Here is a 26,998-nt window from a genome sequence, read left to right on the forward strand (position 1 = left end):
GTCAGGCCCTTTCAAATCCGCGTGCGATTTCCCAATCCGTCACCGCGCGGTCAAATTCCTCCTGCTCCCATTCGGCGCAGCGGGTGTAATGGTCAATCACGTCATCGCCCATCACCTCGCGCAGGAAGGCCGAATTGCGCAGGGTTTCCGTCGCCGCCCGCAGGGTCTGCGGAATATCCGCCGCCTTGGAATCCTCATAGACATCTCCCCTGGTGGGCGGGGCAAGCGCCATCTTCTCCTCGATCCCCTTGATCCCGGCGGCCAGCATCGCGGCCTGTGCCAGATAGGGGTTGAGGTCGGACCCGCCCACGCGGCATTCCACGCGCACCCCCTTTGTCCCCTCGCCACACAGCCGGAACCCGGCGGTGCGGTTGTCCACGGACCAGACGGTTTTTGTCGGCGCGAAGGTGCCCTTGGCAAAGCGTTTGTAGCTGTTCACATAAGGCGCGAGGAAGAACGTATACTCCGGCGCATAGGCAATCAGCCCCGCCATATAGTGGCGCATCAGATCGGACATGCCCAGATCGGCCTCCGGGTCAAAGAACATGGGCTTGCCGTCTTTCCACAGTGACTGATGCACATGGCTGGAGGAGCCCACCCGGTCCGGGTGCCATTTCGGCAGGAAACTCGCCGCATGGCCCTGCTGCCAGGCAATCTCCTTGACCGCGTGTTTCGCAATGGTGTGGTGATCGGCACAATCGAGCGCCGGGGCATAGCGGATGTTCAGCTCCTCCTGTCCCGCCTCGGCCTCGCCCTTGGTGTTTTCAATCGGCAGACCGGCGGCAAAGAGGTGATTGCGCACCGGGCGCATCACATGTTCCTCCTTGGAGGTCTGGAAGATGTGGTAATCCTCGTTATAGCCGCTGATCGGGGTCAGATCCGTGAATCCGCCCTTGCGGATTTCATCCAGGGTTTTCTCGAACAGGAAAAACTCCAGCTCGGTGGCCATCTGCGCCTCGAACCCCAGGTCCGCCAGCCGCGCAATCTGCTTTTTCAACATGCCGCGCGGGTCATGGGGCACCGGTTTGTGGTGGTGATCCAGAATATCGCAAAGCACCATTGCCGTGCCTTCCAGCCAGGGCAGCGGGCGGATGGTGCTCAGGTCCGGCGCCATCACGTAATCGCCATAGCCCTTTTCCCAGGAGGTCGAGGCATAGCCGGCCGGTGTCGCCATCTCAAGATCCGTGGCCAGCAGGTAATTGCAGCAATGGGTCTCCTTGAAAGAGGTCTCGACGAAATTCACCGCATGGAAGCGCTTGCCCATCAGGCGGCCCTGCATGTCCACCGCGCAGACCAGCACGGTGTCGATGGTGCCCGCCGCAACACGGGATTTCAGATCGTCAAAACTCAGGTTGCCCGGCATCTCGTTCTCCATTCGCAAAAGGCAGGCAGGGGCGCCACAACGCCCCCGCCGATCGTGGTTCAACCGTTGGTATAGGGAGGTCCGGCCTGATTGATGACGCTATTGTACTCCTTGAAGATGTTGACGATCTTCTGGTGCACTTCGCCTTCCTGGGCCACTTCTTCCCAGAACGCCTTGGCCGCGTCTTCGACCTCGTTCCATTCCGCTGCCGGCACCGTGCGCAGTTCCAGCTTTTCCCCCTTGGCGCGCAGGGCCGCTTCACCACCCCAGTACCATTGGTTGCGATAGGTGTGGCCCGCTTCGGTCCCCGCCATGACGATGGCCTTGAGGTGTTCCGGCAGATCGGCCCAGCGCTGTTCGTTCACGAACCACGACCCGATCCAGGCACCGGAAATGTTGTTGGTCAGGAAGTAATCGGTCACATCCGCCCAGCCGACAGTATAATCCTCGGTGATCCCCGACCATGCCATGCCGTCCAGCTCGCCGGTCTGCACAGCGACTTCGGCATCCTCGTAAGGAATGTTCACCGGCACAACACCGAACTTCGACAGGAAGCGGCCCGCCGTCGGGAAGGTATAAAGCTTCAGACCGTCAAGATCGGCAACCGATTTGATTTCCTTCTTGGTGTTGAAGTTGCAGGGGTCCTGCCCTGCCGCCGACAACCACTTGACGCCGACCTTGGCGTATTCCTCTTCCCAGATCTCTTTCAGACCGTATTGGTTGAACAGCACCGGCACGTCGAGGATATGCTTGGTGGCAAAGGGAAAGTAGCCGCCGAACTGCTGCAGCGGCGTGGGCGAGGCCATGGAATCGTCGTCCGAATGCACCCCGTCGATGGTCCCGCGCTGCAGCGCCTGGAACAGCTCGCCCGTCGGCACGATCTGATCCGCATAGAACAATTCGATCTCAAGCTCGCCGTTTGCGGCGGTGTTGATATAGTCGATGACCGGCTTGGTCACATGTTCCCCCAGCGCAGAACCGGCATAGGTCTGGAAGCGCCACTTGATTGCTTCCTGGGCACGGGCGATGGAGGGCGCGGCCAGTGTGGCGGCGCCGGCAAGGCCAGCGTGTTTGATGAAATTACGTCTCGTGGTCATGTCTTTCTCCTTGTTGAATGAGGCTCCGTTGGCGGAGTTCTTGGGGTTATTTTCCGTAAACGAGGTCGGGCAGCCACAGCGCCAGTTGCGGGAAGATCATCACCAGCGCCAGCGCCCCGGCCATCACCAGCACGAAAGGCGTGATCGAGGCATAGATGTCGCGCAGCGAAATCTCCGGCGGGGCCATGGCGCGCATCAGGAACAGGTTATAGCCGAAGGGCGGCGTCATATAGGCGATCTGGCAGGTGATCGTATAAAGGATACCGTACCACACCAGATCAAAACCCAGGGCGCCCACCAGCGGCACGTACAGCGGGGCGACGATCACCAGCATCGCGGTATCGTCCAGAAACGTCCCCATCAGGATAAAGCTCAGCTGCATCAGGATCAGGATCACCCAGGGTGACAGGCCCAGCTTCTCGGTGAACAGGTTCTCGATCGCCTTGACCGCGCCCAGCCCGTCGAACACCGCGCCAAAGGCCAGCGCCGCAAGGATGATCCACATGAACATGCAGGTGATGCCCAGCGTGTTGCGCACCGAGTTCTCAAAGACCTGCCGCGTCATCCGCCCCTTGAGCACGGCAGCCAGAAAGGCCGCAATCGCCCCGATGGCCGAACTTTCCACCAGCGAGGTCCAGCCGCGCACGAAGGGCACCATCATGACGGCAAAGATCACCAGCGGCAGGATGCCCGCCCCCAGCAGCCGCAGCTTTTCACTGCGCGGGATCGCGGCGCGTTCCTCGGCGTCAAGGACCGGACCAAGCACGGGATTGAACCGGCAGCGGATGGCGATATAGGCGATGAAAAGCCCCGCCATCATCAGCCCCGGCACCACACCCGCCAGCCAAAGCTGCCCCACCGGCTGCCGCGCGATCATCGCGTAGAGCACCAGCACCACCGAGGGCGGCACCAGGATGCCAAGGCTCGATCCCGCCTGGATCACCCCGGTCACCATGCGCTTGTCATAGCCCCGCTTGAGCAGTTCCGGCAGCGCGATGGTGGCGCCAATGGCCATGCCCGCCACGCTCAGCCCGTTCATCGCGGAAATCAGCACCATCAGCCCGATGGTGCCGATGGCCAACCCGCCGCGCAGCCCGCCCATCCAGACATGGAACATCTTGTACAGATCATCGGCGATCTTCGATTCCGACAGCACATAGCCCATGAAGATGAACATCGGCAGGGTCAGCAGCGGATACCATTTCATCAGCTTCATCGCAGCGGAGAACCCGATGTCGAACCCGCCCTGGTCGCCCCAAAGCAGCAGCGCGGCCACCACGGCGACAAAACCGATGGCCCCGAACACCCGCTGCCCGGTCAGGAGCATCAGCATCATGGTGGAAAACATCAGGGTGGCGATCAACTCATATGACATCAGATCGTTTCACCCTTCAGACGCAGCACGTCTTTGCAGAATTCAGACAGGCATTGCACGATCATCAGGCAGAACCCGACGATCATCACCACCTTGATCGGCCACATGTAGGGCCGCCAGGCGGAGGATGATTGCTCAAGCCGCCCGATCTCTTCGCTGCCGGTCAGGACGCCGAAAAGATAAGAGATCGGCGCGTCCTGCCAATAGCCCAGCGAATAGGCAGTGGAGCTGATCGCCCCGTAAAGCAGCACGCAAAGATAGAAGATCAGCAGCACAACCGTGAACAGGTCGAACCAGGCCTTGCGGCGGACCGACCAGTTTCCATAAAGCAGGTCCATCCGCACGTTGGAGCCGAGCTGCAGCGCATAGGGCCCGCCCAGAATGTAGTAGCCCACCATGACGAACTGGGCCATTTCCAGCGTCCACAGGGTCGGCACAAAGAAGGTCTTGCTGATCGAGGACCACAAAAGCACCCCCATCAGCGCAAAGATCCCGTACATCGCGATGCGGCCCAGACGGTAGTTCACCGCATCGGCCACCCGAATATATCCGCGCATCACGCCACGCATGAAACACGTCCTCCCCTGCCCAGCCGCGTACAGGCATCCGCCAGCCAGCCCGCGATCATCTCGGCCATCCGGCGCTGTGCCTCTGCCGTCGCAATCAGGTCGTTGCGCACCTCCAGCATCACGTTCAGATGGCCCTGGCGCTGCGCGTGCACTTGCAAGGTATGGGTCACACCGTCTTGCGGCCCATAGGGCGCATTGCGCGCCACGCGCGCCCCGGTATGCGCCCCGGCACATTCCAGCAGCGCATCGGCCAGACGGCTGTCCTCGTCATGCAAGACACCGATTTCGACACTGCGCCGCTGGCCATGGAAAACCGGGGTGAAACTGTGGATCGTGATCAGGATCGGCTCGGCAATCCGCGCCATCTTCCGGCTGATGCAGTCGTGAAACGGCCTGTAATAGCGCGCCACCCGCTCCGCACGCGCGGCATCGGACAGATCCCGGTTGCCCGGCACCACGATCAGCTCGCTCTGCGCGGGCATTGCGCCCGGCACCTCAGGCGGACGGTTCAGATCATAGACCAGCCGCGACACGGTGCCGGCGATCAGGACGGCATCCAGCCGGGTCGACAGATGCTCCGCCACCGCCAATGCACCCGGGTCCCAGGCGGCGTGGCTGGTCCGGTCGCCTTCAGCCATCCCAAGCCCGTCAAATTCATCGGGGATCAGGTGGCTGGCATGTTCGCAGACCAGTACAATGCAGGATGTGCCAGAGGGGTTCACCTCCGCCACGCTTTCTTCCGCTGCATGATCTGTCGTCTGAGCCATGGCACCCCCGTCTGAGGATAAAGTGCTTGCCAAGCGGCGCGGATGTCAACAGAATTGTGAAAAATTTATCACAAGCACGAAGGCTTTGATAATTTTCCGATCAAATCCGGAGCGACGATGGCCGAAGCGCCCCTGACCATATCCGACCGCATCCAGCAAAAGCTGGAGGGGCTGACCCGCGCCGAACGCCAGCTGGCCCATTCGATTCTCGAAAACTACCCGGCCTCCGGGCTGGGTCCGCTGACCGCGCTGGCCAAGGATGCCGAGGTTTCCGTGCCGACAGTGGCCCGGATGGTGCAGAAGCTGGGTTTCCGCGGATACCCCGAATTCCAGGCCGAACTGCGCGAGGAACTGCGGGCCAAGGTCAAGGGGCCGATAGCCAAACACGACACCTGGGCCGACGGCGCGCCCGAGGGGCATATGCTGAACCGTTTCACCGACGCGGTGATCGACAACATCCGCCACACGCTGGGCCAGATCGACCCGAAGGCCTTTGACGCCGCCTGCGCGCTGGTGGGCGACACCAAACGTCACCTTTACATCGTGGGCGGGCGTGTCACCCATACGCTGGCCGAATATCTGTTCCTGCACATGCAGGTCATCCGCCCGCGCATCACCCATATCCAGTCCACCTCCAACACCTGGCCGCATTACCTGCTGGATGTGGCGCCGGGCGATGTTTTCGTGATCTATGACGTGCGCCGCTACGAGAACAACACTTTGAAACTGGCCGAGATGGCCCATGCGCAGGGGGCCAGGGTGATCCTCTTCACCGACCAGTGGCGCTCTCCCGTGCATGAGCTGGCCGACATCAGCTTCAGCAGCCGGATCGTCGTGCCTTCGGCCTGGGATTCCGCCGCCACCACCCTGCTCTTGACCGAAACGATGATTTCCGCCGTTCAGAACCTCGACTGGGACAAGACCAAGACCCGGATGGAAGCGCTGGAGGACATGTTCGACCAGACCAAGCTGTTTCGGAAATTTACCTAGGGCCTGTGGTCATTCGTGAAAAATGCAGCGGCGCTCCGGAACGAGTCCTTTCCGCTTTCCCAAGCGCGGAATCAAGGCCGCAGGCCGCCGCGCATCGCCGGGCCGTCCCCTGGCACGGCGATTTGGCTGCTGTCGTGTGCCACGGATAACTTGGAAGTGCTTGGCTGCCATAAAGTGCCAGTCACGACTGGTCGCATCGCCGCACCACGGCCCGTCAATGCGCGGCTTGGGCTTTCGTTGCGAACGACAGAAAGGTCCCGCTCAGCTAACCTTGCCCCATACCACGCCAGGAGCCTGAGTTGCGCGACATGCGACACCGGGGGTTCGGGACCCGTTCATTCTATTCGTCGTCCAGCAGGATTCGCGCGGCATTGCCCTTGTCGTCGTCATACTGGTCCGACCGCACGGTCCACAGAAACGCCGCAAGGCCCACCCCGCCAAGGATCAGGGACACCGGGATCAGCACCACCAGAACATTCATTTCAGGCTCCTCATCCTTTGGGAATTCAACAGGACCGTGATGGAAGACAGCGACATCGCCAACGCTGCAGCAAGCGGTGTGGCAAACCCCGCCAGAGCCACCGGGACCGCGATGAAATTATAGGCCGCCGCGATGGCAAAGTTCTGACGGGACAGCCGGCCCGTCGCCCGCGCCACCCGCAGCACCATGGGCAGATCGGCAAAACTGTCCCGCAGCACCACGACATCCGCCGCACTGCGCGAGGCGTCCAGCGCCTTTGCCGGCGCGATGGAGGCATGGGCAGAGGCAAGCGCCGCCGTATCGTTCAGCCCGTCACCCACCATCAGCACCTTCCCGCCACGCGCGGCCAGCGTGTTCAGGCGGCGCAGCTTGTCTTTCGGCCGGGCATTGGCGGTCACCGGCAGGTTGATCCTTGCCGCCAGTTGCCCTGCGGGGCCCTCGGCGTCACCGGTCAGCACCTCGCAGGGCAGATCGATCCCCGCCAGCGCCGCGCGCACGCCCGGACGCAACCCATCCGTCACCTCCAGCGGAATCGCCTGAGCCGTGCCGATGCGCAGGCCCAGACCGGGAAAGTCAGCGCCCAGCCAGGGACCGCGCCCAAGGCGGATCATCTCGCCACCCTGGCGCAGCTCCACCCCCTGGCCCGCGACCTCCCTGATCTCCTCTGCCGCCGCCGCCCCGGTGTCGCCCAGCGCGGCAACCAGCGCGCGTGACAAGGGGTGATGCGAGGCTTCGGCCAGCGTCTTTGCCACGGCACGGTCGGCGGGGCCCAGCGCTTCCGGCACCGCGACGCCCGGCATGGTCAGCGTGCCGGTCTTGTCGAATACCACATGGGTCACTTCCGCCAGACGCTCCAGCGCGGTGGCGCTGCGCACCAGAAACCCGGCAGAGAACAGGCGGCTGACAGCGGCGGTGGAAACGGCGGGTACCGCAAGGCCCAGCGCACAGGGGCAGGTGATGATCAGCACCGCAATCGCCACATTCAGCGCATGGCGCATGTCGCCGGTCGCAATGGCCCAGCCCAGAAAGGCCGCCAGCGCCAGCAGATGCACGGCAGGCGCATAGACCTGCGCGGCGCGGTCGGCCAGCGCGGTATAGCTGTTGCGCGCATTCTCTGCCGTCTCGACCAGCGCTGCCATACGGCGCAGCGAGGTATCTTCCCCCACCGCCGTGGCCCGCAGGCGCAGGGGCGCGGCAAGGTTGATTTCACCCGCCTGCAGGGCCTGCCCCGCCGTCACCGCCACCGCAGCGCTTTCGCCGGTCAGAAACGACCGGTCCATCAGCGCCGCATCACTTATCAGCACCCCGTCCACCGGCACCCGCGCCCCGCAGGGCACGGCGATCACATCATCCACTGCCAGCGCCGTCAGCGGCACCGTTTGCAGGCCGCGCGCGGTCACGCGGTCGGCGGTATGCACCTCCAGCGCGGTCAGTTCCCGCGCGGCGGATCGCGCGGCGCTGCGCGTGCGGTGATCCATGTAGCGCCCGATCAGCAGGAAAAAGGTCAGCGACAGCGCCGCGTCGAAATAGGCATGCACCCCGCCATGCAGGGTCTCGAACAGGGACATGCCCGCCGCCAGCAGGATCGCCAGTGAAATCGGCACATCCATGTTCAGCCGCCACACCCGCAGCGCCGCCCAGGCATTGATAAAGAACGGCTGGCCGGAATAGGCCACCACCGGCAGGGCAATCAGCGCCGAGATCAGGTGGAACAGGTCGCGGGTGGCATCGCTGGCCCCGGACCAGACCGCCACCGACAGCAGCATGACATTCATCATCGCAAAACCCGCAACCGCCATGCGCGTCAGCAGGGCGCGCCCTTCGGTGTCGCGCGCACGGTCCAATGCGGCCAGATCCAGTGGATAGGCCTCGTAGCCCAGATCCTCCAGCACCGACAGCACCCGGTCGGGGTTCACCTGTCCCGACACGGAAAGCCGCTTCAGCGAGAGGTTCACCCGCACGTCCTGCACCCCCAGAACACCCGCCAGCCCCCGTTCGATCTTGCCGATACAGGCGGCGCAATGGACGCCGGGCAGCGAGAATTGCAGCGCCGGGCCGCTGGCCACATCCTGCGCCAGCGGCGCAGCCGCACAGGCGGGACAGGCCATGGTCATGACGGATGCCTCACAATGATGCGCTGCTGGAACAGCGTGCCATCCTCGGCCCGCGCCTTCAGCCGCAGGTTCCAGTTGCCGCGCCCGCCCTGAACGCTGGCGCGCAGGGCCGCGCCGTCAAAGGTGAACTCCGGTGTCTGATCCTGCGCAACGCTGGTGGCCCGCGCGAAGGTGGCGCTTTCGATCTGCGGCGCGATGGCCCTGCCCCCCTCCAGGATCACCAGCTCAAGCTCATTGCCCCGCAAGGTCGCAGAGACTTCCCAACCCAGCCCCAGCTGCGCGGCCTTGTCCCGGTCAAAGGTCTGGCTGGCGACATAGGAATTCTTCACCTCCAGCCCCGGAAAGGTCCGCACGGCCTTGAAGGCCAGCGTCAGGTTGACCGCAATGATCACGCCAAAGGCCATCGAAAAGCCTGCAAAGACATGCCATCCCTTGATTTCACGTATCATTGTACTCTCCCGTTGAAACTGGTGGCGCGGCTGGCGCGGTCCCCGCTGGCGATGTCCTCGACCCAGATGCGCAGATCGGTGGTATGGGCGCTGGCCGCAGGGTCCTGCGGGCGCGCGGTGACATAGACCCGTTGCAGCACGGTGGTGTCGGCGGGCACGGTCACGTTCAGCCGGTTGTCCCTGCCCTCCAGCTCGATCCGCAGGATCTCGGCGCTGGTCAGGCTCAGGTGAAACACGCGGTCCTCGCCCAGCTTGTTGCGCAGCCGCACGTCATAGATGTTGCGGATCGACCCGTCCGATTGCACCACATAGGTCGGGTTGCGCACCGGGCTGACTGTCAGTTCGATGTCCGACCGGATGAACAGCGCATAGACCAGCCCGGCGCCGATCAGCAGCCAGATCGCGGTGTAAAGCAGGGTACGAAGCCGCAGCACATGGCGCCAGATCGGTTTCGGCGCGGCACCCGCGCGCTCCTCCGCCTCGTCCGACAGCGCCATGTAGTCGATCAGCCCGCGCGGCTTGCCGATGCGGGCCATCACGTCGTCGCAGGCGTCGATGCAAAGCGCGCAGGTGATGCATTCCATCTGCTGACCGTTGCGGATGTCGATCCCCATCGGGCAGACGTTCACGCAGGCCATGCAGTCGATGCAATCGCCAAGCTCCTGCTCCGGCGCGGTGGCTGTGGGCTGTCCGCCCGCCTGCAGCGCCCGGTTGGGATAGGGTGTCGCGGGATAGCGCGCCGCCCCCGGGCCCGCGGCCCGCACCTCGCGCTCGGCCTTTTCGGCGGCGGCGCGGTCGCGCTTGCGCAGGTTGCCCTTGCCGCGCGGCTCGCCCCGCCAGTCGCGGTAGGCGACGGTGATCGTATCCGGGTCCATCATCGCGGCCTGAATGCGCGGCCAGGGGCACATGTAGATGCAGACCTGCTCGCGCATGAAACCGCCAAAGACAAAGGTGGTCGCGGTCAGCACCGCGATGGTGCCATAGGCCACAGGATGGGCCTGAAACTGCACCAGGTCGCGCAGCAGCGTCGGCGCATCGGTGAAATAGAACACCCAGGCCCCGCCGGTCGCCACCGCGATCATCAGCCAGACCGCCCATTTGGTCAGCCGCAGCCGCGATTTGCGCAGATCCCATTTCGCCTTATGCAGGCGCAGCCGCGCGTTGCGGTCGCCTTCGATCCAGCGTTCGACAGCCAGGAACAGATCGGTCCAGACCGTCTGCGGGCAGGCATAGCCGCACCAGACCCGCCCCAGCGCCGAGGTGAACAGGAACAACCCCAGCCCCGCCATGATCAGCAGACCCGCGACAAAGTAGAACTCATGCGGCCAGATCTCGATCCAGAAGAAATAGAAGCGCCGGTGCGCCATATCCACCAGCACCGCCTGATCCGGCAGGTTCGGCCCCCGGTCCCAGCGGATCCAGGGCGTCAGGTAATAGATGCCCAGGGTGATGAACATGATCCACCATTTGAAACGGCGGAAGGCCCCGGTGACACGCCGGGGAAAGATCGGCTCGCGGGCCGCATAGAGACTGGGAGTGGTCATTTCAAGATTCCTGTTCGCAAGACCTGTCTAGGGCCAGGTGCATCAGGCCGCCTTGATCTGGATCAAGACAGCACCTGTCGTATGCCGCGTATTTCCGAATCTTTCCGGACCCTTGACACGGCGCGCGCAGGTGTCTGCTCAGCGGGACGAAGCTGCCGTCCACCAAAGCCCGGAGTCAAGGTGCGCAGCACCGCCGGGCAGCGCCCGACCGCCCCATGGGCGGGCGCTTTCTCACCGTATTGCGGTTCATCATCCCCACGCCAAAGATTAGAAATAAAGTGGCACCCACGGACGTTCCGCTGCCCACCCGCGGCCAGGCGCTGCCCTGTGTGGTTAAGTCACTTTGGGCTCGTTCCCGACCTTCGCTGCATTTTTCACGAATGACCGCGGATCTACTGCCCGTCCTTCGGACGCAGCGCCGCGATCCGGGTCGGCGACGTGACGCAAAAGTCGGTTTTGCATTGCAACTGACAGCACCCGAAGCGGCGACGGTTTGCGAACAGGGCCGCTTCGGGGCGGGCTGCCCTTGGGCAGCCGGGGTCTGTCTACTCGCCCCCTCCAAGGCTGTAAACGTAGACAGAAACGGCGCGGACATCCGCATCGGACAGGCGCTGGCCCCAGGCGGGCATCACCCCGAAACGCGCATCGCGCACCGTGGCAGTCAGCGTGTCGCGGTCACCGCCATAAAGCCAGATCGCATCCGTCAGGTCAGGCGCCCCCATCTCGCGGTTGCCCTCTGCCCCGTCGCCGTGACAGGCGGCGCAATTGTCCGCAAAGACGGTGCTGCCGCTCTCGGCCAGCGCGCGGTCATAGTCATCCGACGACAGGCTGACCACATGTTCCACCACCGCCGCGATCTCTGCCTTTGGCAATATGTCGCCAAAGGCCGGCATCTGCGAATAACGCGCATCCGGGTCGGTTTCGTTGCGGATGCCGTGGTTCACCGTGGTCGCGATGTTTTCGATATCACCACCCCAGAGCCAGTCGTCATCCAGCAGGTTGGGATAGCCCTTGGCCCCCGCCGCCCCGGCCCCGTGGCACTGGCTGCACTGGGCGCGGAACACGGAACCGCCCCGCGCGGTGGCATAGCGCCGCAGCCCCTCGGCATCGTCAAGCGCGGTCAGATCCGCCGCCTCAAGCGCCGCCGCCAGTTCAGCGTTCTTCGCCTCATGCGCCGCGATGTCGGCGGCAACCTCGGCCCGCGTGGAATAGCCCAGCAGCCCCGAGGTCGCGCCCGAGATCATCGGCCAGGCGGGATAGGCGATGGTATAGCCCACCCCCCAGATGATCGTGGCATAGAGCGTCCAGAGCCACCAGCGCGGCAGCGGGTTGTTCAGCTCCTCGATGCCGTCCCAGCTGTGGCCCGTGGTTTCCACCCCGGTGGTATCGTCGATCTTGCGGTCAGACATTGTGCTTGTCCTCGAAAGTGTAACGGGACGGCGCGCAGGCGCAGGTGGCGCAGGTGCCCTTGCAGGGCGCCTTGGCGTCGTCGTCGCGGAAGGGGATCATCGCGGCATCCTGGCGGGCGCGGCTCTGGCTTGGCAAAAAGGCCCAGATGGCGGTGCCCATGAAGAAGCCGAACATGGCCAGCAGGACCCAGCTGTCGGCGATCTGGCGAAGAAGGGAATAGGTATCCATGTCGGTGCCTCCTAGCGGGTTTCATCCGGGGTGAAGGTCGAGAAATCGACCATGGTGCCCATGACCTGCAGATAGGCGATCAGCGCGTCCATCTCGGTCAGCCCGGGCTGGCCGTCGAAATTGCCCACCGCCGCGCCGGGATAGCGTTCCACCAGCCCGTCCCAGTCGCCTTCGGGATCGGCCTGCACCCGGAAATCCGCCCGGGCCGAGGTGATCTGCGCGTCGGTATAGGGCACACCCACCATGCGGTGCGTGGACAGCAGATCTTCGATATGGTCGGCCTCGATCCGCTTGTCGGCAAGAAAGGCGTATTTCGGCATGATGCTTTCGGGCACCACGGACTGCGGGTCCATCAGGTGATCCACATGCCAGGCATCGGAATACCGCCCGCCAACCCGCGCCAGATCAGGCCCGGTGCGTTTGGACCCCCATTGGAACGGGTGGTCGTACATCGATTCCGCCGCCAGCGAATAATGCCCATAGCGCTCCACCTCGTCGCGCATCGGGCGGATCATCTGGCTGTGGCAGACATAGCAGCCCTCGCGCACATAGATGTCGCGCCCGGTCAGCTCCAGCGGGCTGTAGGGGCGCACGCCCTCGACCTTTTCGATCGTGTTCTCCAGCCAGAACAGCGGTGCGATTTCCACGATCCCGCCGACGGTGACCACCAGCAGCGAAAAGGTCAAAAGCAGCGTCGGGCTTTTCTCAAGGATGGCGTGTTTGTCAAGAATGGCCATGGTTTGCTCCTTATTCGGCAGGTGTTGCGGTGGCGGATGTGCCGGGCAGCGCGGCGGTGGCGGGCTGTGCCCCGCGGATCGTCATCCACATGTTCCAGACCATGATCAGCGCCCCGGAGAGGAACATGACGCCGCCCAATCCGCGCACCACATACATCGGGAACTTGGCGCTCACGGTGTCGGCAAAGGAATTGACGAGGAACCCCTGGTCATCGACCTCGCGCCACATCAGCCCTTCCATGATGCCGGTGACCCACATCGACGCGGCGTAAAGAACGATGCCAAGCGTCGCGAGCCAGAAGTGCCAGCTGATCGCGGACATGGAATACATCTGCTTGCGGCCCCAGAGTTTCGGCGTGAGGAAATAGAGGCAGGCAAAGGTGATCATCCCGTTCCAGCCCAGCGCGCCGGAATGCACATGCCCGATGGTCCAGTCGGTGTAATGCGACAGCGAATTGACCGCGCGGATCGACATCATCGGCCCTTCGAAGGTGGACATGCCGTAGAACCCCAGGCTCAGCACGAACATCCGCAGGATCGGATCGGTGCGCAGCTTGTCCCAGGCACCCTGCAGGGTCATCAGACCGTTGATCATGCCGCCCCAGCTGGGCATCCACAGGATGATCGAGAACACCATCCCCAGTGTCGAGGCCCAGTCCGGCAGCGCGGTGTAATGCAAATGGTGCGGTCCGGCCCAGATATAAAGAAAAATAAGCGCCCAGAAGTGAATGATACTCAGCTTATAGCTGTAAACCGGGCGCCCCGCCTGTTTCGGAACGAAGTAATACATCATCCCCAGGAAACCGGCGGTCAAAAAGAAGCCGACCGCGTTGTGGCCATACCACCACTGGGTCATTGCATCCTGCACGCCCGAGAACACCTGCACAGATTTGCTGCCCCAGATGCTGACCGGGACCGACAGGTTGTTGACCACATGCAGCATCGCCACGGTGATGATGAACGCCAGGTAGAACCAGTTGGCGACATAGATGTGCTTTTCCCGGCGCTTGATGATGGTGCCCAGGAAAACCGCAAGGTAAGCCAGCCAGACAACTGTCAGCCAGAGGTCCACGTACCATTCGGGTTCCGCATATTCCTTGGATTGGGTGGACCCCAGCAGATAGCCGGTGGCGGCCAGCACGATGAACAGCTGGTAGCCCCAGAACACGAACCACCCGGTCCGCCCGCCCCAGAGCCGCACGCCGCTGGTGCGCTGCACCACATAGAACGACGTGGCGATCAGCGCATTGCCGCCAAAGGCAAAGATCACCGCCGATGTGTGCAGCGGCCGGAGCCGCCCGAAGTTGGTAAAGGGCTGGCCCCAGTCAAAGTTGAGCGCCGGAAAGGCCAGCTGAAAGGCGATGAAAGTGCCGACCAGAAATCCCGCGATGCCCCAAAAGGCCGTGGCGATCACCCCGGCCCGGATCACCCCGTCGGCATAGATGCCGTCCTGGGCCGGCCCGGCCTGTCGCGGCTCGTCGGTGTTGCGCAACACCCAGATGAACATCGCAAAGGCGATCACCATGATCAGGAACGCATGTACCTGATAGGCAAGGTCATGCCCCCAGCTGGCCGCGATGGCGGCGATCAGCGTGACAAGACCCAAAAGGATGAGTTTCACATAGTCCATATTCATGCCCTCAAATCAGTAAGAGCATCGCGGGACGCTCCTGTTCGCAGGACATCTCTAGGAATATGGGCGCGCGCCCACTTTGATCTGAATCAACTTCCGCAGAAAATGATGCGGGAAACCGTCAGCTTCGCCTTGTCAGGAAAGGATACCACCGTCGGAATCATCGCCGGTGGCTTCCTGAAGCGCGACGATATCCAGAATCTCGAACTGGCGGCGGTCGGTGAAATCGACCACGCCTTCCTTTTTCAGCGCGCTGAACTGGCGGCTTACGGTCTCAAGCGTCAGCCCGAGGTAATTGGCGATCTGGTCGCGGGTCATCGGCAGCTGGATCGTGGTGTTTGCCAGCGGCTCGGTCCCCTGCGACCGGCGCACCAGCATGTCGATGAAGGTGGCGATCTTCTCCCGCGCGGATTTGCGGCCCAAAAGCAGCATCCAGTCCCGCGCGGCATCCAGCTCGTCCAGCGCCAGTTCCATCAGCCGCTGCGCCACATGGGGGGTTTCATCGACCAGCTTTTCAAAAGGTTTGCGGTCGAAACAGCACAGGGTCACATCGGTTGTGGCGGTCACGTCGAATTCGATCAGCTTCCGGCCCGGCCTGCCGATGAAATCCGAAGGCAGCAAAAGACCCACCATCTGGGTCCGCCCGTCCTCCATCGTCTTGGAGAGGGAGGCGACACCGGCAACCAGAGAGGCCACGAAGTTCAGCGGCTCCCCCCGCCAGAGAATTACCTCCCCCGCCGCATAGCTGCGGTAGGATTTCATCCCCTCCAGCACTTCCAGCTCATCCGTGTCGCAACGCGCACAGACGGCGCGATGCCGGATCGGACATTCGCTGCATTTGACGCGGGTCAGTGAAGGTATCGCCATGGTGTCTTGATCTAAATCAAAGAAGGACTCTCCCCTGCAACCCTAGAAACACTTATGCACAGCTTCAACACACTTCGCCGCCACGGGCTTTTTGACGCACGTGTGCCCCGCTACACCAGCTATCCGCCGGCCAATCATTTTCAGAATGATTTCGGCCAGCGCCATCAGGTGGATTGGCTGCGGGCGGTGCCGCAGGACAGGGATATTTCCGTCTATGTTCACATCCCCTTTTGCAAGCGGCTGTGCTGGTTCTGCGCCTGCCGGACCCAGGGCACCAAGACACTGCGCCCGGTCGACGCCTATGTCGAGGTCCTGCTGAAAGAGATCGAAACAATCCGCCAGACCCTGCCGCCGGGCATCCGCATGGCGCGGCTGCATCTGGGCGGCGGCACACCGACCATCCTGCCCTGCGGCACCATGTCGGCCTTGCTGAACGCGCTCTTCGCCGCTTTCGAGCGCAGCGCGGATTTCGAGTTTTCCGTCGAAATCGACCCGACCGAAGCCCCCGACGATCTGCTGCAACTGCTGATCGACGCGGGCATGAACCGGGCCAGTGTCGGGGTGCAGGATTTTGCCCGGCCCGTGCAACAGGCCATCGGACGCAGCCAGTCCCCGTCACAGACCCGCCATGTCATCGACCTGATGAGCAGCCAGGGCGTGGCCAGCCTGAACCTCGACCTGCTTTACGGGCTGCCGCACCAGACCGCGCAAAGCTTTGGCCAGACCCTGCGCCACGTGGCCCGGATGCGCCCCGACCGGCTGGCGATCTATGGCTATGCCCATGTGCCCTGGATGTCGAAACGCCAGATCATGATCAAGGCTGCCGACCTGCCCGACAACGAGACCCGCTTTGCCCTGGCCGAACAGGCACGCGCGGCCTTTCTTGCCGAAGGCTATGACAGCATCGGCATCGACCATTTCGCCCTGCCCTCCGACAGCCTTTCCCGGGCCGCCGTCACAGGCAGGCTGCGGCGCAACTTTCAGGGCTATACCGACGATCAGGGCGAAACCCTGATTGGTCTGGGGGCCTCGGCGATATCGCGTTTTCCCGGCGGATACATGCAGAACGCCACCGCCACCTCCGCCTATCAGGACCGGGTCACAAGCAGCGGCCTGGCCGCGCACAAGGGCTATGGCATGACAGCGCAGGACCAGCTGATCGCCCGTATCATCGAAGACCTGATGTGCCGCTTTGTCTATGACGAGGCCGCGCTGCGTGACAGCTTCCCCGAACAGGCCGCGCTGATCCGCCAGACCGGCATTTCGCTGATGACCCGCTTCACCGATGTCTTTTACATCAGCGAAGCCGGCCTGAAGATGCGCAGCGACACCCGCCCGCTGGTGCGTGTCATCGCCAGCCATGTGGATGCCTTCGCCTCGGAGGCAACCGCACATTCGGCAGCGATATGATCCCGACCCGCGTGGTTCGGACCTGCCCCGAGTGCAACTCAAAGGGTTCAAAGTTTTCAAGGATCGGCATGGAGGGATGCGATGCTATCATCGCGCGACAAGCCACAAGATCGACATTGAGAAGTCCCAAATCGGTTCTGGGGCGTGCGCGGCAATACTAGCGAAGAGGTCGCTAATCCTATCAGCCCGACTTTGAAGACAATGCTCTTCCAGATATATTTCCAAGTTTGCCAAATCGGCATTGGAATCCTGTCGGTCGTTGGGTTCTCTATGATTGATGCGTTTGAATAGATTGAGTTCGACCGCGCACCGGCTTTGGTTTTCGTCAACAGTAAAGAAAGCGTCGATTTCGGCGTTGTTGCGCCCCGTCTTGGGAAAAATGCCTCTACTGGCGCGCTGAATTCACCTCTCCATGATAATTGAGAAAGGCAAACCTTACTCTCTCACCAAAAGGTGCAGGCAAAGGGCCAAATGGTGCAGTAAGTTCGACTCGTTTGTCTGTCCCATTCCCCCGATTTACTTGACCGGATACCTCTTAAAAGGCGCGCAAAAAAGTCTTCCGCCGCCTCGATAGTCACGCTACGCCCAGCCTTTCGACGCGGGGTATCTCGTGCCCAGCATGTAAAGGCCCGAGTGAACGTCGATCATGCTCCAACCCGATCTGCCTTGGAGAAGTTCAGCCATCAGGGCGTTGTTCTCGTAGATCGAGCCGGGTTCGAAGGCTTCGTCGTCCAGTTCGTTCCCGGACGGCGGCGTCTTCAGAATCTTGGCTTTGTGCAGAATTTTGAGACCGTTGAAGATCGGGCCACCCGGAGGCAGCATGACTTCCCGATTGGTCAAGGTCGCTGCCAGCGCGGGCTTGGAGAACAGGGCCACCATAAATATCGCGGTCGCGTTCCAACTGCCGATATACTTGGGCCGGTCCATTGACGGCGACACGAGCGGCGAGAGCCATCTTTCCTGCGCACGCCCAATCATCCGCAAGTCGTCGGGCAAGGTCGCAGGCAGCTTCACCCTTTGAAACATCAGGTAGCCACCACGAAGCGACTGTTCGATGGGGGTCGGGCCACGTTCCAGGTGGAAGGTTCTCGCAACGCTTAGGGCGGCGGGGTCCAGATCAGTCAGCACCTCGATAGCGGCGGCGGTGAAGTCTTCGTCGATTTTCGCCAGGTGCCCCCAACCCAATCCCACAGCAAAGCAAACCTGCCACGGATTCGCGTCCGGGAAGGTCTTCAGTTGATGCGAGATTTCGTCGAAGGCCATCGTGTTCAGTGTCTTGCTGCCATTGTGCAGCAACTCCTGAACCTTGGTTCGCGCTGGGCCTCCACCCGCGCCGCCGCCCTTGGCGCAGAGTTCGTTGAATTCGACTTGAACCGGGTTCAGTGGGTTTGCGATTTTCATTTCGTTTTCCTGCCCGAGTAGTTCACGCCTGTTCGTCCAGTGGTAGCAGCCCCACCGGGGCTGTCCAGTTTGATTGTTTGTGCGTGATCGGCCTTTGGACCGTCCGGAGGATGGTTTCCGGGACCTGTTGGCGGTAGCCCAATTCGATTTGTGGACGTTTCGTGTTGTAGTGCTTCCTCCATTCTTCAGTCAGGATTTGCACTTCAGGGAGGCCGTAGAAGACTTCGCCGTTCCGCACATCATCTCGGAACCGAGCATTGTAGCTTTCGCAATATCCGTTTGCCCAAATTGAAGTTATGGTCTCGGATTTCTTGCCCAACGGTACAAAATTGAGCGCAAAAAAGCCCTAAAAATGACATGGTTGGCGATATAGTCATTAGTATGTACAATACTAAGGTATGTATCTTAAGCGCGTAGAAAGGTTACTGACTGCCGTGACTCCTTCGTCACCCCGACGCCGATCCGGCAGGAAGTACGTCATCGAAACTTGAATTCTCCGGCTCTGATCTGTGCCTGCCAAACCACGGTTAAAGGAAACCACCCATGAAAATACTCGCCGTAGATGACGATTCCTTCATGCTCGACTTCTTGCCGGCGATCCTGAAGGAAGCGGATTTTCCGGATGTGACCGTTGCATCCTCCGGACAGGAAGCGCTGCGCATCCTGGAAAATGCGACAGAACCCTTCGATTGCCTGCTGCTCGACATTGTCATGCCCGGCATGGACGGGATCACGCTCTGCCGGAAAGTGCGCGAGATGCGTAGCTACCGGACAACGCCGATCACGATGCTTACCCTCAAGACCGATACGGTTTCGATCGAAAAGGCCTTTGCCGCAGGGGCCAATGATTACATCTTCAAACCCTTCGAAGTCCGCGAGATTGCACGCCGCCTCCGGGTCACTCAGCGGATGCTGGACACGACGGAAGTCGCAATGCGGGTCGATCCGCAGATGATGCTGCCGGACGGAGAACGCGGCCAGCATGTTTTCTCACTCGAAGATCCGGTTTACGTTCTGGGGATCCATCAGCTGGTCCCCCCCTTCACCCTTGGCAACTACCTGTCGCAGCTCTCGCGCAAGAATCTCAATTCCTGCCATGTCTTCTGCGCACAGGTCGAGGATATCACAACCCTCTACGCCCATTGCACCAGCCGGGAATATGTCATGGCCATTGCCGCCGGCGCGCGGGCCATTGGCCGGGTTGTGGACAGGCCGCAGCTTCTCATGGCGCATATCGGAAGCGGCACGCTCCTGGGCATTCTCACCGGCGACAGCCTGCCGGAATGGCCACATATAGAGGAAGATGTGCAAAGAGAACTGAAGACCCTGACCCCCTGGGATCAGGACTCGCTCGATATCCCGATCAGCATCTCGCTGGGCCGCCCGATCCAGCCGAACGCCCACCGGACACAGCGGGTCAAGAACACCTTTGACCGGGCGATTGGCCGGCTGGTCGAGCGCCAGAAAACCATGCACAAGGCACTGCTTGGTCACACGCCCGCGGTATCATCCGCACGCTGATCGCCTGACCGCGACAGACGCAGATCTTCAGACGCGGCCCGACACGGTTCTTCCGGTCGGGCCGTTTTCTTTTGTTCAGGCAGGGTGTCCGATGCGATGCCGGCAACATGGAACTGGCGCAGGATATCGGCACGGATCACGGCGGCCACCTTCATCGCGCTGGCCCCGCCCAGCAGGAACGCGATCACCACGGTCCAGGCGACACCGCCCATAAGATAGACGACGGTGGCGGCGACGATCGCATAGATCAGGCCGATCAGCGCCACGCTTGCGGGGGGAACAAAGGAAAGCCAATCGGATGCAAAAGCCTGGCTTTCGCGCTTTCCGGCCCCGTCCTTGGTTTTTGTGCTGTGCAATTTCAGCCCCTGATCTTGTCGGCATTGTCGAGATCGGCAAGTGGTCGACCCCGGTCTGCAAATCCTTGGAAGGTCACGCTGTCGTCCGCTCGGGCTAAGAGAGATGATGATCGTTAAAAAGGAACGGCTGCCTGCGCAGCCCTGTACTCCCGATTGGTCCTTGAACTGGCTTGGCCCCCCGCAGTCTTGCGACTTGAGCGAGGGGCCAATCCGTTGGCTTTTATGGTTCAGCTCAGGCGATCAGATGTCGCCCAGGCCGTCGTTGCCCAGAAGCCCGCCCAGCAGGTCGCTGGCATCGGAGAGCGTTTCACCAAGCGGGTTGCTGCCGCCCAGCAATCCGCCGCCGAGCACGTCACCCAGCGGGCCGTCCTCTCCGGTCAGGTCGCCAAGCACGTCACCCAGCGGGCCGTCTTCGCCAGTCAGACCGCCAAGCACGTCACCTACCAGGTCACCCTCTCCGGTCAGACCACCAAGCAGATCACCCACCAGGTCGTCCTCTCCGCTCAGGCCACCGAGCAGACCACCCACAAGGCCGTCATCTCCGGTCAGACCACCGAGCACGTCACCCAGCGGACCGTCTTCACCGGTCAGACCACCGAGCACAGCACCCAGCGGACCGTCTTCTCCGACAACCCCGCCAAGTACGTCACCCAGAGGGCCATCCTCGCCGGTCAGGCCACCCAGCAGACCACCCACCAGGTCGTCCTCACCGGTCAGGCCACCGAGCAGACCGCCCACAAGGCCGTCATCTCCGGTGAGGCCACCGAGTACGTCGCCCAGCGGACCGTCCTCGCCGATAACACCGCCGAGCACATCACCCAGAGGACCGTCCTCGCCGATAACACCGCCGAGCACATCACCCAGAGGGCCATCTTCGCCGATAACACCGCCGAGCACATCACCCAGAGGGCCATCTTCGCCGACAACACCGCCAAGCAGGTCGCCCACCGGGCCATCCTCGCCGAGGACACCGCCCAGTATGCCGTCCACCAGGCCATCTTCGCCGACAACATCGTCGAGCAGGTCACCCAGCGGGGCATCCTCGCCGATCAGATCGCCGACAACATCGCCCAGCGGGCCGTCTTCGCCGACAACATCACCAAGCAGATCACCCAGCGGGCCATCCTCGCCGATAACATCGTCCAGGATGTCGTTGTCGCCCAGCAGGCCACCGAGGAGGCCATCGTCGCCCAGGACACCATCCAGAAGACCGCCGGCAATGCCGTCACCTCCGGGCGTGCCGTCACCAAGCGTGCCGGTGCCGGTCAGATCCCCGACAAGTCCGTCGGAGCCGGTGGCGTCGGACAATTGCCCGTCGTTGCCGATAAGGTCGCCCAGCAGACCATCGGAACCCGTCAGGTCGCCAAGCAGGCCGGAGTTACCGGTGATGTCGCCCAGAAGGCCGCCATCCCCGATGAGCCCGTCGGCGATACCGACGTCCCCTGTTACGCCGTCGCCCAGCAGGGGCTGACCCAGAAGGTCATCGCCCAGATTGCCAAGCAGCGTTCCATCTCCGATCAGATCGCCGAGCAGGCCGTCCGAGCCGGTGATGTCACCAAGCGCCCCGGAGTTGCCAGTCAGGTCACCGAGCAGCCCGTCATCAGAGATGATCGGATCAAGGAAGCCCTGGTCACCAGCATCCGTAGGATCGGTCGGATCTGTCGGGTCCGTAGGATCAGTCGGATCGGTCGGGTCCGTAGGATCGGTCGGATCTGTCGGGTCCGTAGGATCGGTCGGATCGGTCGGGTCCGTGGGATCGGTCGGATCGGTCGGGTCCGTAGGATCGGTAGGATCAGTCGGATCGGTCGGGTCCGTGGGATCAGTCGGATCAACGGGTCCACCGCCGCCGCCACCGGATGCGGCGGCAAGCAGGCCCAAACCACCAACGGCAGCTGCGATAATGCCCTCATCGGTCATTTCGCCACTGCCGCCGGCTTCGGGATCACCCTCGATACCGCTTTCATCACCATCGGCCAGGATCAGGCTGTGCAAAGAGCCGTCCATCGCTGGCTTGTAAAAGTCGACAACGGTGATCACGTCACCGTTTTTGAGGGTAATGAACAGGTCACTCCCCTTTCTTGCGTAATTGGCGATGTCAGACCGCTCTACGTCGATCTTGATGCCAATTTCAGGGCCAGCCTGGATGCTTCTGTTTGCCATGTTTGAACTCCTCATGGGTGCGCTTGCGGGCAAGGCGAACTAAAGTATGTAATGCAATCTTAAGTATATGAAAACCAGCCATCGGTATCTATGTCAATGCCGAATGGGTAGTTCTCGCCCCTCTTGCCCCAGAAAGCACAACTTTTACGTGAAAGCACTGAAACTGCTGTTTTCAAATGAAAAAGCCCCGTCATTTGGCGGGGCTTTTCCGGATTCTCTTAAGATGGAAACAGTTTGTTTACATCTCGGTTACCGTGGCAGGCGGATTTGAACCCGCACCACCTCAGTTCAGGCCGTCAAGCAGATCGCCGCCCAGGTTGCCCAATAGGCCGCCATCGCCGCCGTCGCCCAGCAGGCCGACACCGATCAGATCACCAAGCAATCCGTTCTGCCCGGTCACGTCACCCAGCAGGCCCATGTCGCAGACAATATCGCCCGCCAGGCCCTCTGACCCGGTCACCTCGCCCAGCAGGCCTTCATTCCCCGTGAGATCGCCAAGCAGACCACCGTCCGCGATCACCGGGTCAAGCAGGCCATCTTCGGCACCAATGCCGGCCAGCAGATCCCCGACAGTGCCCGAGAGGACACCACCAGCACCGTCACCACCGAGCAGGCCACCAACGATACCCTCGTCGCCGAGCACACCATCCAGCAGACCACCGTCACCGCCGAGCAAGCCGCCGACAACGCCCTCGTCGCCGATAACACCGTCCAGCAGACCGCCGTCACCGCCGAGCAAGCCGCCAACGATGCCTTCGTCACCGAGGACACCGTCCAGCAGGCCGCCACCGAGAAGGCCGCCGTCACCGCCAAGCAATCCGCCAACGATACCCTCGTCGCCGAGGACACCGTCCAGCAGGCCACCGTCGAGAAGACCGCCATCACTGCCGTCGCCCAGCAGGCCGACACCGGTCAGGTCACCGACCAGCCCGTTCTCCCCGGTCACGTCGCCCAGCAGGCCCATGTCACCGACAAGATCACCCGCCAGGCCGTCGGACCCGGTCACATCGCCCAGCAGGCCTTCGTTCCCGGTCACGTCACCAAGCAGACCACCGTCCGCGATCACCGGGTCGAGCAGGCCATCTTCGGCACCAATGCCGGCCAGCAAACCGCCGTCGCCGCCGAGCAGACCACCAACGATACCTTCGTCACCGAGCACACCGTCCAGCAGACCACCGTCGCCGCCGAGCAAGCCACCAACGATACCCTCGTCACCGAGCACACCGTCCAGCAGACCGCCGTCACCGCCGAGCAGACCGCCAACGATACCCTCGTCGCCGATCACGCCGTCCAGCAGACCACCGTCGCCGCCCAGCAGGCCGCCAACGATGCCTTCGTCGCCGATCACGCCGTCAAGGACCTCTTCCACGGTTTCAACGATTTCATCCACCGTGCCGCCTTCGCCAAGCAGACCATCGGTCAGACCGATGCCACCAAGCACATCGCCCAGCAGCGAATCTTCCGACAGAAGTCCGCCGGTCAGACTGCCCGATCCATCACTGTTCCCCAGAAGCCCGCCGCCGGTCAGGGTGCCGAGCAGGCCATCCTCTCCGGTGACGGGGCTGAGCAGGCCATCGTTGCCGACCAGGTCGCCCAGCAAACCGTCGGAACCGGTCAGGTCGCCGAGCAGGCCGTCGTTGCCCGTGAGGTCGCCCAGCACGCCTTCGTCCGCGAGAATCGGGTCTAGAATACCCGCGTCCGCCGCATCAGTCGGGTCCGTGGGATCGGTAGGATCAGTAGGATCGGTAGGATCTGTCGGATCGGTAGGATCTGTCGGGTCCGTGGGATCGGTAGGATCTGTCGGATCCGTGGGATCAGTCGGATCGGTAGGATCAGTGGGATCAGTGGGATCAGTCGGGTCCGTGGGATCAGTCGGGTCTGTAGGATCAGTGGGATCAGTCGGATCCGTGGGATCCGTGGGATCTTCGCTGTCACTGGCCGTGGCAAGAAGCCCGGTTGCCAGCGCACCCAGGCCGGCACCGATCTGCTCCATGTTGGCACCCAGACCGGCGGCCTCTTCATCCTCGTTCCAGATGCCCTCGACACCGCTGTAGCTGCCGTCCGCCAGCATCAGCCGGTGGGGTACGCCTCCCTGCGCGGGATCGTAGAAATCGGAGACAACGATCTTGTTGCCATCCGCCAGCTCGACGACAAGGTCGTCACCTCTTTTCACATATTTGGAAATATCTGCTTTTGTTGCATTTATTTTCACCTCGACCATATTTCCGGCCCGGTATGAAGTCGTCGTCATATCACTTCCCTCTGTCTATCTATCGCTCACACGGAACGTGTTCAGGCCCCCACCCAATCCCCCTCACTCACATCACATACTAAAGTTACGGTCAATAGATTGATCTAACATACTTTCGGCTAATATTTCACCGTTGTTGCTTCATTGCCTTCCCTGCTGCCTGATTCCACCGCAATGGCCCGCGCAGTTGACGGCATGGAACCGAAACAGCAGACTCACCGCGACGACCTGGTTCGGGTTGACGTTGTTCCTGCGCGAGAGAAGATGCAGCATCATGGAGAATGGGATGCCCAACGAAAGCGAACCGGGGTTCAATGCAGCGCGGGTCAGACCCACCCTGCAGGCCATTGCGCGGCTCATCTCCACTGATCGGCGCATCGTCGTCCTGGCGACGGAAAAGGCGGAAATCCTGCTGTCGAACAAGCCTGCCGCCCAGCTGGAACTGGACGTTTCCGCCCTGCAGACGGCTTTCAACTGGCATACGCTCTGCACCCGTGCGCGGCGCAGCGGCAGTGTCGCGGTATCGGTGACCTTCCGCGAGAAACACCTTGAGGGAGAGCTGGTCCACCTCCCGCTGGGGAATGCCGCTGCTTTCCTGCTCCGCCTGGTGGAAACCGATCAGGAAGCGGTGCTCTTGCAGAACCGGGCGCGCGCGGCAACGCTGCTTCGGGTGTCGCATGATCTCAAGACGCCGATCCAGTCCGTGCTTGCTTCCGCAGAAGCGCTTTTTGACAGCAGGGAAGACCACGCGGGAAAAACCAATCCCGATACCGCCAGGGTGGAGAAATCAGCCCGGATGGCGCTGACCCATATCGAAAAGGTGATCCGGGTCATCCGCGGCGAGATGACAAGCGCCGATCTGCAGGCCGACGAGGACTTCGATCTGGCCGAAGAATCCCGCAATGTCCTCGACATGATCGAACCGATCGTGCTCGCCCGCCGCGCGACCGTGACGATGAAGATCGAGCCGGAAACCGCGATCGGCCTGCACGGACCGGTGCATATCGTCCGTGCGCTGCTGCAGAACATGTTCGACAACGCCAGCAAGCATGGCGGCGAGACCATCGACATCCGCGTCGCCTGTGCCCCCGAAATGACCGCTTCGAAAGACGGCCGCAAGGAGCGGCTGATCACCGTCGAGGTCGCGGATCAGGGGGGCGGCCTGCCCGCCACGCAAAAGGCGCGCCTGCTGGGCACCGGCATCGACGGCACCCGCGACGAGCGTACCACAGGCGCCAACGCGGACCGGACGACGGCAGGGCTGAGCGTGCTGGCTCATGCCATCGGCCACCTTGGCGGCCATATCGAGGTCTTCGACCGGCTCGGCGGGGGCGCGCCGCTGAAGAACGGGACGCAGCCTGTGATCGGCACCATCCTGCGGGCGATCTTCTCGCTCCCGCCGACCGAAACCGATGCGCTGCCCGAGACCAGGGAAACGCCGCAGGCCGGCGTCGCGAACGGGCTGCTGCAGGGCATCGGCGTGCTGGTGGTGGAGGACAGCCCGTCAAGCCGCGACTGGCTGGTTCAATGCCTGCGCAATGCCGGGGCGCGGGTCGATGGGGTCGAAAACGGCTTCAAGGCGCTTGAGGTTCTGAAACAGCCCGAAGCGGTGCATCAGATAGATGTCCTGCTGACCGACATCACCCTGCCAAACATGAGCGGTGTCGAACTCATGCGGCGCATCAAGACCGAAAGATCGAAGAAGACGATGGCTTGGAACGGCCAGATCCTGGGTCTGACCGCCCATACCGATGCCGGGCTGGAAAAGACCTGTCTGGCGCTCGGCATGTCCCGGCTGCTGGAAAAGCCGATCCGCACCGCCGCACTCTGCCGCGCCGTGCAGAATGCAGCCCGGGGCAAAGCCGACACCCGGCAGACTGCGGCAGTCAGGCTGAAACACCGCCCGGCCAGGACAGCCGCAACGCCGGATCAACCGCTGGCCCGGAAAGTGGTTGCCGAACTGATCGGTCAGCTCGGCGAGAAAGCGGCCCTGGGCTTCATGATCCGTGCCCATGCAGAGGCCAAAGCGGTCATGGACAAGATCACCAGCGACGGCCAATGCCCGGACACCAAACGCCTGCTCCATTCCGCAACCGGCTCCTCCGGGCTGACCGGTCTGGCCCTGCTGCAAAGCAGCCTGCGTCAGGTGGAACTCGCGCTGGACGGCCCCGTGGCAAAGCTGAACGCGCTGGTTGCAGAGGCGAATCAGGCGCTCAGCGCCACGGAAAAGGCGATCAGCCTGATCGGGTCAGAGGCAGGCGGTGGGAGATGATCG

At 62.4% G+C, this 26,998-nt stretch carries 22 protein-coding genes and 1 pseudogene; 4 read left to right on the forward strand and 19 right to left on the reverse strand.

Annotated features, from left to right (window positions below; genetic code table 11):
- Nucleotide 1 precedes the first annotated feature (1 nt).
- Genes O4H53_RS03725 through O4H53_RS03745 form a run of 5 tightly spaced genes read right to left on the reverse strand, consistent with a single transcriptional unit; the run spans nucleotide 2 to nucleotide 5,171 of the window.
- The gene (locus tag O4H53_RS03725; protein ID WP_269361515.1) at nucleotides 2-1,363 is read right to left on the reverse strand and encodes a glutamine synthetase family protein; all 1,362 of its coding nucleotides are present in this window, start codon (nucleotides 1,361-1,363) and stop codon (nucleotides 2-4) included.
- A gap of 59 nt (nucleotides 1,364-1,422) precedes the next feature.
- Nucleotides 1,423-2,460: a TRAP transporter substrate-binding protein gene (locus O4H53_RS03730; protein ID WP_269361517.1), complete on the reverse strand. Its 1,038-nt coding sequence runs from the start codon at nucleotides 2,458-2,460 to the stop codon at nucleotides 1,423-1,425.
- Nucleotides 2,461-2,506: 46 nt separating this feature from the next.
- Complete coding sequence (locus O4H53_RS03735; protein WP_114275329.1) at nucleotides 2,507-3,835, reverse strand: TRAP transporter large permease; 1,329 nt, start codon at nucleotides 3,833-3,835, stop codon at nucleotides 2,507-2,509.
- Complete coding sequence (locus O4H53_RS03740; RefSeq protein WP_269361518.1) at nucleotides 3,835-4,404, reverse strand: TRAP transporter small permease subunit; 570 nt, start codon at nucleotides 4,402-4,404, stop codon at nucleotides 3,835-3,837. Before O4H53_RS03740 ends, O4H53_RS03735 begins: the two co-directional genes overlap by 1 nt.
- The gene (locus tag O4H53_RS03745) at nucleotides 4,392-5,171 is read right to left on the reverse strand and encodes an N-formylglutamate amidohydrolase (RefSeq protein ID WP_269361519.1); all 780 of its coding nucleotides are present in this window, start codon (nucleotides 5,169-5,171) and stop codon (nucleotides 4,392-4,394) included. Before O4H53_RS03745 ends, O4H53_RS03740 begins: the two co-directional genes overlap by 13 nt.
- A gap of 117 nt (nucleotides 5,172-5,288) precedes the next feature.
- On the opposite strand from O4H53_RS03745, the gene O4H53_RS03750 reads away from it, so the two are divergent.
- Nucleotides 5,289-6,161, forward strand: a complete 873-nt coding sequence (locus O4H53_RS03750; RefSeq protein ID WP_269361521.1) for a MurR/RpiR family transcriptional regulator — start codon at nucleotides 5,289-5,291, stop codon at nucleotides 6,159-6,161.
- Between the two features lie 340 nt (nucleotides 6,162-6,501).
- Here O4H53_RS03750 and ccoS read toward each other — a convergent pair whose 3' ends face one another.
- The 9 genes from ccoS to fnrL all read right to left on the reverse strand — a co-directional run bounded on the left by ccoS (nucleotide 6,502) and on the right by fnrL (nucleotide 15,624).
- Nucleotides 6,502-6,642: a cbb3-type cytochrome oxidase assembly protein CcoS gene (gene ccoS / locus O4H53_RS03755; RefSeq protein ID WP_114274894.1), complete on the reverse strand. Its 141-nt coding sequence runs from the start codon at nucleotides 6,640-6,642 to the stop codon at nucleotides 6,502-6,504.
- Nucleotides 6,639-8,756, reverse strand: coding sequence for a heavy metal translocating P-type ATPase (locus tag O4H53_RS03760; protein ID WP_269361524.1), 2,118 nt, complete (start codon nucleotides 8,754-8,756; stop codon nucleotides 6,639-6,641). Before O4H53_RS03760 ends, ccoS begins: the two co-directional genes overlap by 4 nt.
- Nucleotides 8,753-9,205, reverse strand: coding sequence for a FixH family protein (locus O4H53_RS03765; RefSeq protein ID WP_269361525.1), 453 nt, complete (start codon nucleotides 9,203-9,205; stop codon nucleotides 8,753-8,755). Before O4H53_RS03765 ends, O4H53_RS03760 begins: the two co-directional genes overlap by 4 nt.
- Nucleotides 9,202-10,749: a cytochrome c oxidase accessory protein CcoG gene (gene ccoG / locus O4H53_RS03770; protein WP_269361527.1), complete on the reverse strand. Its 1,548-nt coding sequence runs from the start codon at nucleotides 10,747-10,749 to the stop codon at nucleotides 9,202-9,204. The genes O4H53_RS03765 and ccoG overlap by 4 nt, the downstream gene beginning before the upstream one ends.
- Nucleotides 10,750-11,294: 545 nt before the next feature.
- Entirely contained in the window at nucleotides 11,295-12,158 is an 864-nt protein-coding gene (gene ccoP, locus O4H53_RS03775) for a cytochrome-c oxidase, cbb3-type subunit III (protein WP_269361529.1), read from the reverse strand.
- Nucleotides 12,151-12,387 carry a cbb3-type cytochrome c oxidase subunit 3 gene (locus tag O4H53_RS03780; protein WP_269361530.1) on the reverse strand — a complete coding sequence of 79 codons (237 nt, stop codon included), beginning with the start codon at nucleotides 12,385-12,387 and terminating at the stop codon, nucleotides 12,151-12,153. Before O4H53_RS03780 ends, ccoP begins: the two co-directional genes overlap by 8 nt.
- Before the next feature lie 11 nt (nucleotides 12,388-12,398).
- Nucleotides 12,399-13,124: a cytochrome-c oxidase, cbb3-type subunit II gene (gene ccoO, locus O4H53_RS03785; protein WP_269361532.1), complete on the reverse strand. Its 726-nt coding sequence runs from the start codon at nucleotides 13,122-13,124 to the stop codon at nucleotides 12,399-12,401.
- Nucleotides 13,125-13,134: 10 nt separating this feature from the next.
- Entirely contained in the window at nucleotides 13,135-14,754 is a 1,620-nt protein-coding gene (gene ccoN / locus O4H53_RS03790) for a cytochrome-c oxidase, cbb3-type subunit I (RefSeq protein ID WP_269361534.1), read from the reverse strand.
- Between the two features lie 138 nt (nucleotides 14,755-14,892).
- Entirely contained in the window at nucleotides 14,893-15,624 is a 732-nt protein-coding gene (gene fnrL, locus O4H53_RS03795) for a transcriptional regulator FnrL (protein WP_269361535.1), read from the reverse strand.
- 102 nt (nucleotides 15,625-15,726) lie between these two features.
- Here fnrL and hemN point away from each other — a divergent pair, with 102 nt between their 5' ends.
- Nucleotides 15,727-17,034: an oxygen-independent coproporphyrinogen III oxidase gene (hemN, locus tag O4H53_RS03800; protein WP_269361537.1), complete on the forward strand. Its 1,308-nt coding sequence runs from the start codon at nucleotides 15,727-15,729 to the stop codon at nucleotides 17,032-17,034.
- A gap of 579 nt (nucleotides 17,035-17,613) precedes the next feature.
- On the opposite strand, the gene O4H53_RS03805 is transcribed toward hemN, so the two are convergent.
- A complete protein-coding gene (locus tag O4H53_RS03805; RefSeq protein ID WP_269361539.1) occupies nucleotides 17,614-18,435 on the reverse strand; it encodes a hypothetical protein in 822 nt (273 codons plus the stop codon).
- Between the two features lie 22 nt (nucleotides 18,436-18,457).
- Nucleotides 18,458-18,727, reverse strand: a pseudogene (locus O4H53_RS03810) (integrase core domain-containing protein); the annotation flags it as partial.
- A 251-nt stretch (nucleotides 18,728-18,978) separates the two neighbouring features.
- Here O4H53_RS03810 and O4H53_RS03815 point away from each other — a divergent pair.
- Complete coding sequence (locus O4H53_RS03815) at nucleotides 18,979-19,956, forward strand: response regulator (protein ID WP_269361541.1); 978 nt, start codon at nucleotides 18,979-18,981, stop codon at nucleotides 19,954-19,956.
- On the opposite strand, the gene O4H53_RS03820 is transcribed toward O4H53_RS03815, so the two are convergent.
- The 3 genes from O4H53_RS03820 to O4H53_RS03830 form a co-directional block, all read right to left on the reverse strand.
- Nucleotides 19,926-20,312, reverse strand: a complete 387-nt coding sequence (locus O4H53_RS03820; RefSeq protein ID WP_269361542.1) for a hypothetical protein — start codon at nucleotides 20,310-20,312, stop codon at nucleotides 19,926-19,928. The genes O4H53_RS03815 and O4H53_RS03820 overlap by 31 nt on opposite strands.
- 240 nt (nucleotides 20,313-20,552) lie before the next feature.
- On the reverse strand, nucleotides 20,553-22,472 hold the full coding sequence (locus O4H53_RS03825) for a BapA/Bap/LapF family prefix-like domain-containing protein (RefSeq protein ID WP_269361544.1): 1,920 nt from the start codon (nucleotides 22,470-22,472) through the stop codon (nucleotides 20,553-20,555).
- Between the two features lie 283 nt (nucleotides 22,473-22,755).
- Nucleotides 22,756-24,723, reverse strand: a complete 1,968-nt coding sequence (locus O4H53_RS03830; protein WP_331284215.1) for a BapA prefix-like domain-containing protein — start codon at nucleotides 24,721-24,723, stop codon at nucleotides 22,756-22,758.
- A 286-nt stretch (nucleotides 24,724-25,009) separates the two neighbouring features.
- On the opposite strand from O4H53_RS03830, the gene O4H53_RS03835 reads away from it, so the two are divergent.
- The gene (locus O4H53_RS03835; protein ID WP_269361546.1) at nucleotides 25,010-26,995 is read left to right on the forward strand and encodes an ATP-binding response regulator; all 1,986 of its coding nucleotides are present in this window, start codon (nucleotides 25,010-25,012) and stop codon (nucleotides 26,993-26,995) included.
- Nucleotides 26,996-26,998: the final 3 nt, after the last annotated feature.

The organism is Sulfitobacter sp. G21635-S1, assembly GCF_027213915.1.
Lineage (GTDB): Bacteria > Pseudomonadota > Alphaproteobacteria > Rhodobacterales > Rhodobacteraceae > Sulfitobacter.

What these genes read in the sequence shown, in the direction of transcription:
- O4H53_RS03780 (WP_269361530.1), bottom strand. Translation starts at nt 12,387, where the DNA reads ATGGATACCTATTCCCTTCTTCGCCAGATCGCCGACAGCTGGGTCCTG.
- O4H53_RS03830 (WP_331284215.1), bottom strand. Translation starts at nt 24,723, where the DNA reads ATGACGACGACTTCATACCGGGCCGGAAATATGGTCGAGGTGAAAATA.
- O4H53_RS03805 (WP_269361539.1), bottom strand. Translation starts at nt 18,435, where the DNA reads ATGAAAATCGCAAACCCACTGAACCCGGTTCAAGTCGAATTCAACGAA.
- O4H53_RS03825 (WP_269361544.1), bottom strand. Translation starts at nt 22,472, where the DNA reads ATGGCAAACAGAAGCATCCAGGCTGGCCCTGAAATTGGCATCAAGATC.
- O4H53_RS03765 (WP_269361525.1), bottom strand. Translation starts at nt 9,205, where the DNA reads ATGATACGTGAAATCAAGGGATGGCATGTCTTTGCAGGCTTTTCGATG.
- O4H53_RS03745 (WP_269361519.1), bottom strand. Translation starts at nt 5,171, where the DNA reads ATGGCTCAGACGACAGATCATGCAGCGGAAGAAAGCGTGGCGGAGGTG.
- O4H53_RS03740 (WP_269361518.1), bottom strand. Translation starts at nt 4,404, where the DNA reads ATGCGTGGCGTGATGCGCGGATATATTCGGGTGGCCGATGCGGTGAAC.
- O4H53_RS03835 (WP_269361546.1), top strand. Translation starts at nt 25,010, where the DNA reads ATGCCCAACGAAAGCGAACCGGGGTTCAATGCAGCGCGGGTCAGACCC.
- O4H53_RS03760 (WP_269361524.1), bottom strand. Translation starts at nt 8,756, where the DNA reads ATGACCATGGCCTGTCCCGCCTGTGCGGCTGCGCCGCTGGCGCAGGAT.
- ccoN (WP_269361534.1), bottom strand. Translation starts at nt 14,754, where the DNA reads ATGGACTATGTGAAACTCATCCTTTTGGGTCTTGTCACGCTGATCGCC.
- ccoO (WP_269361532.1), bottom strand. Translation starts at nt 13,124, where the DNA reads ATGGCCATTCTTGACAAACACGCCATCCTTGAGAAAAGCCCGACGCTG.
- fnrL (WP_269361535.1), bottom strand. Translation starts at nt 15,624, where the DNA reads ATGGCGATACCTTCACTGACCCGCGTCAAATGCAGCGAATGTCCGATC.
- O4H53_RS03735 (WP_114275329.1), bottom strand. Translation starts at nt 3,835, where the DNA reads ATGTCATATGAGTTGATCGCCACCCTGATGTTTTCCACCATGATGCTG.
- ccoG (WP_269361527.1), bottom strand. Translation starts at nt 10,749, where the DNA reads ATGACCACTCCCAGTCTCTATGCGGCCCGCGAGCCGATCTTTCCCCGG.
- O4H53_RS03725 (WP_269361515.1), bottom strand. Translation starts at nt 1,363, where the DNA reads ATGCCGGGCAACCTGAGTTTTGACGATCTGAAATCCCGTGTTGCGGCG.
- ccoP (WP_269361529.1), bottom strand. Translation starts at nt 12,158, where the DNA reads ATGTCTGACCGCAAGATCGACGATACCACCGGGGTGGAAACCACGGGC.
- O4H53_RS03730 (WP_269361517.1), bottom strand. Translation starts at nt 2,460, where the DNA reads ATGACCACGAGACGTAATTTCATCAAACACGCTGGCCTTGCCGGCGCC.
- O4H53_RS03815 (WP_269361541.1), top strand. Translation starts at nt 18,979, where the DNA reads ATGAAAATACTCGCCGTAGATGACGATTCCTTCATGCTCGACTTCTTG.
- O4H53_RS03750 (WP_269361521.1), top strand. Translation starts at nt 5,289, where the DNA reads ATGGCCGAAGCGCCCCTGACCATATCCGACCGCATCCAGCAAAAGCTG.
- ccoS (WP_114274894.1), bottom strand. Translation starts at nt 6,642, where the DNA reads ATGAATGTTCTGGTGGTGCTGATCCCGGTGTCCCTGATCCTTGGCGGG.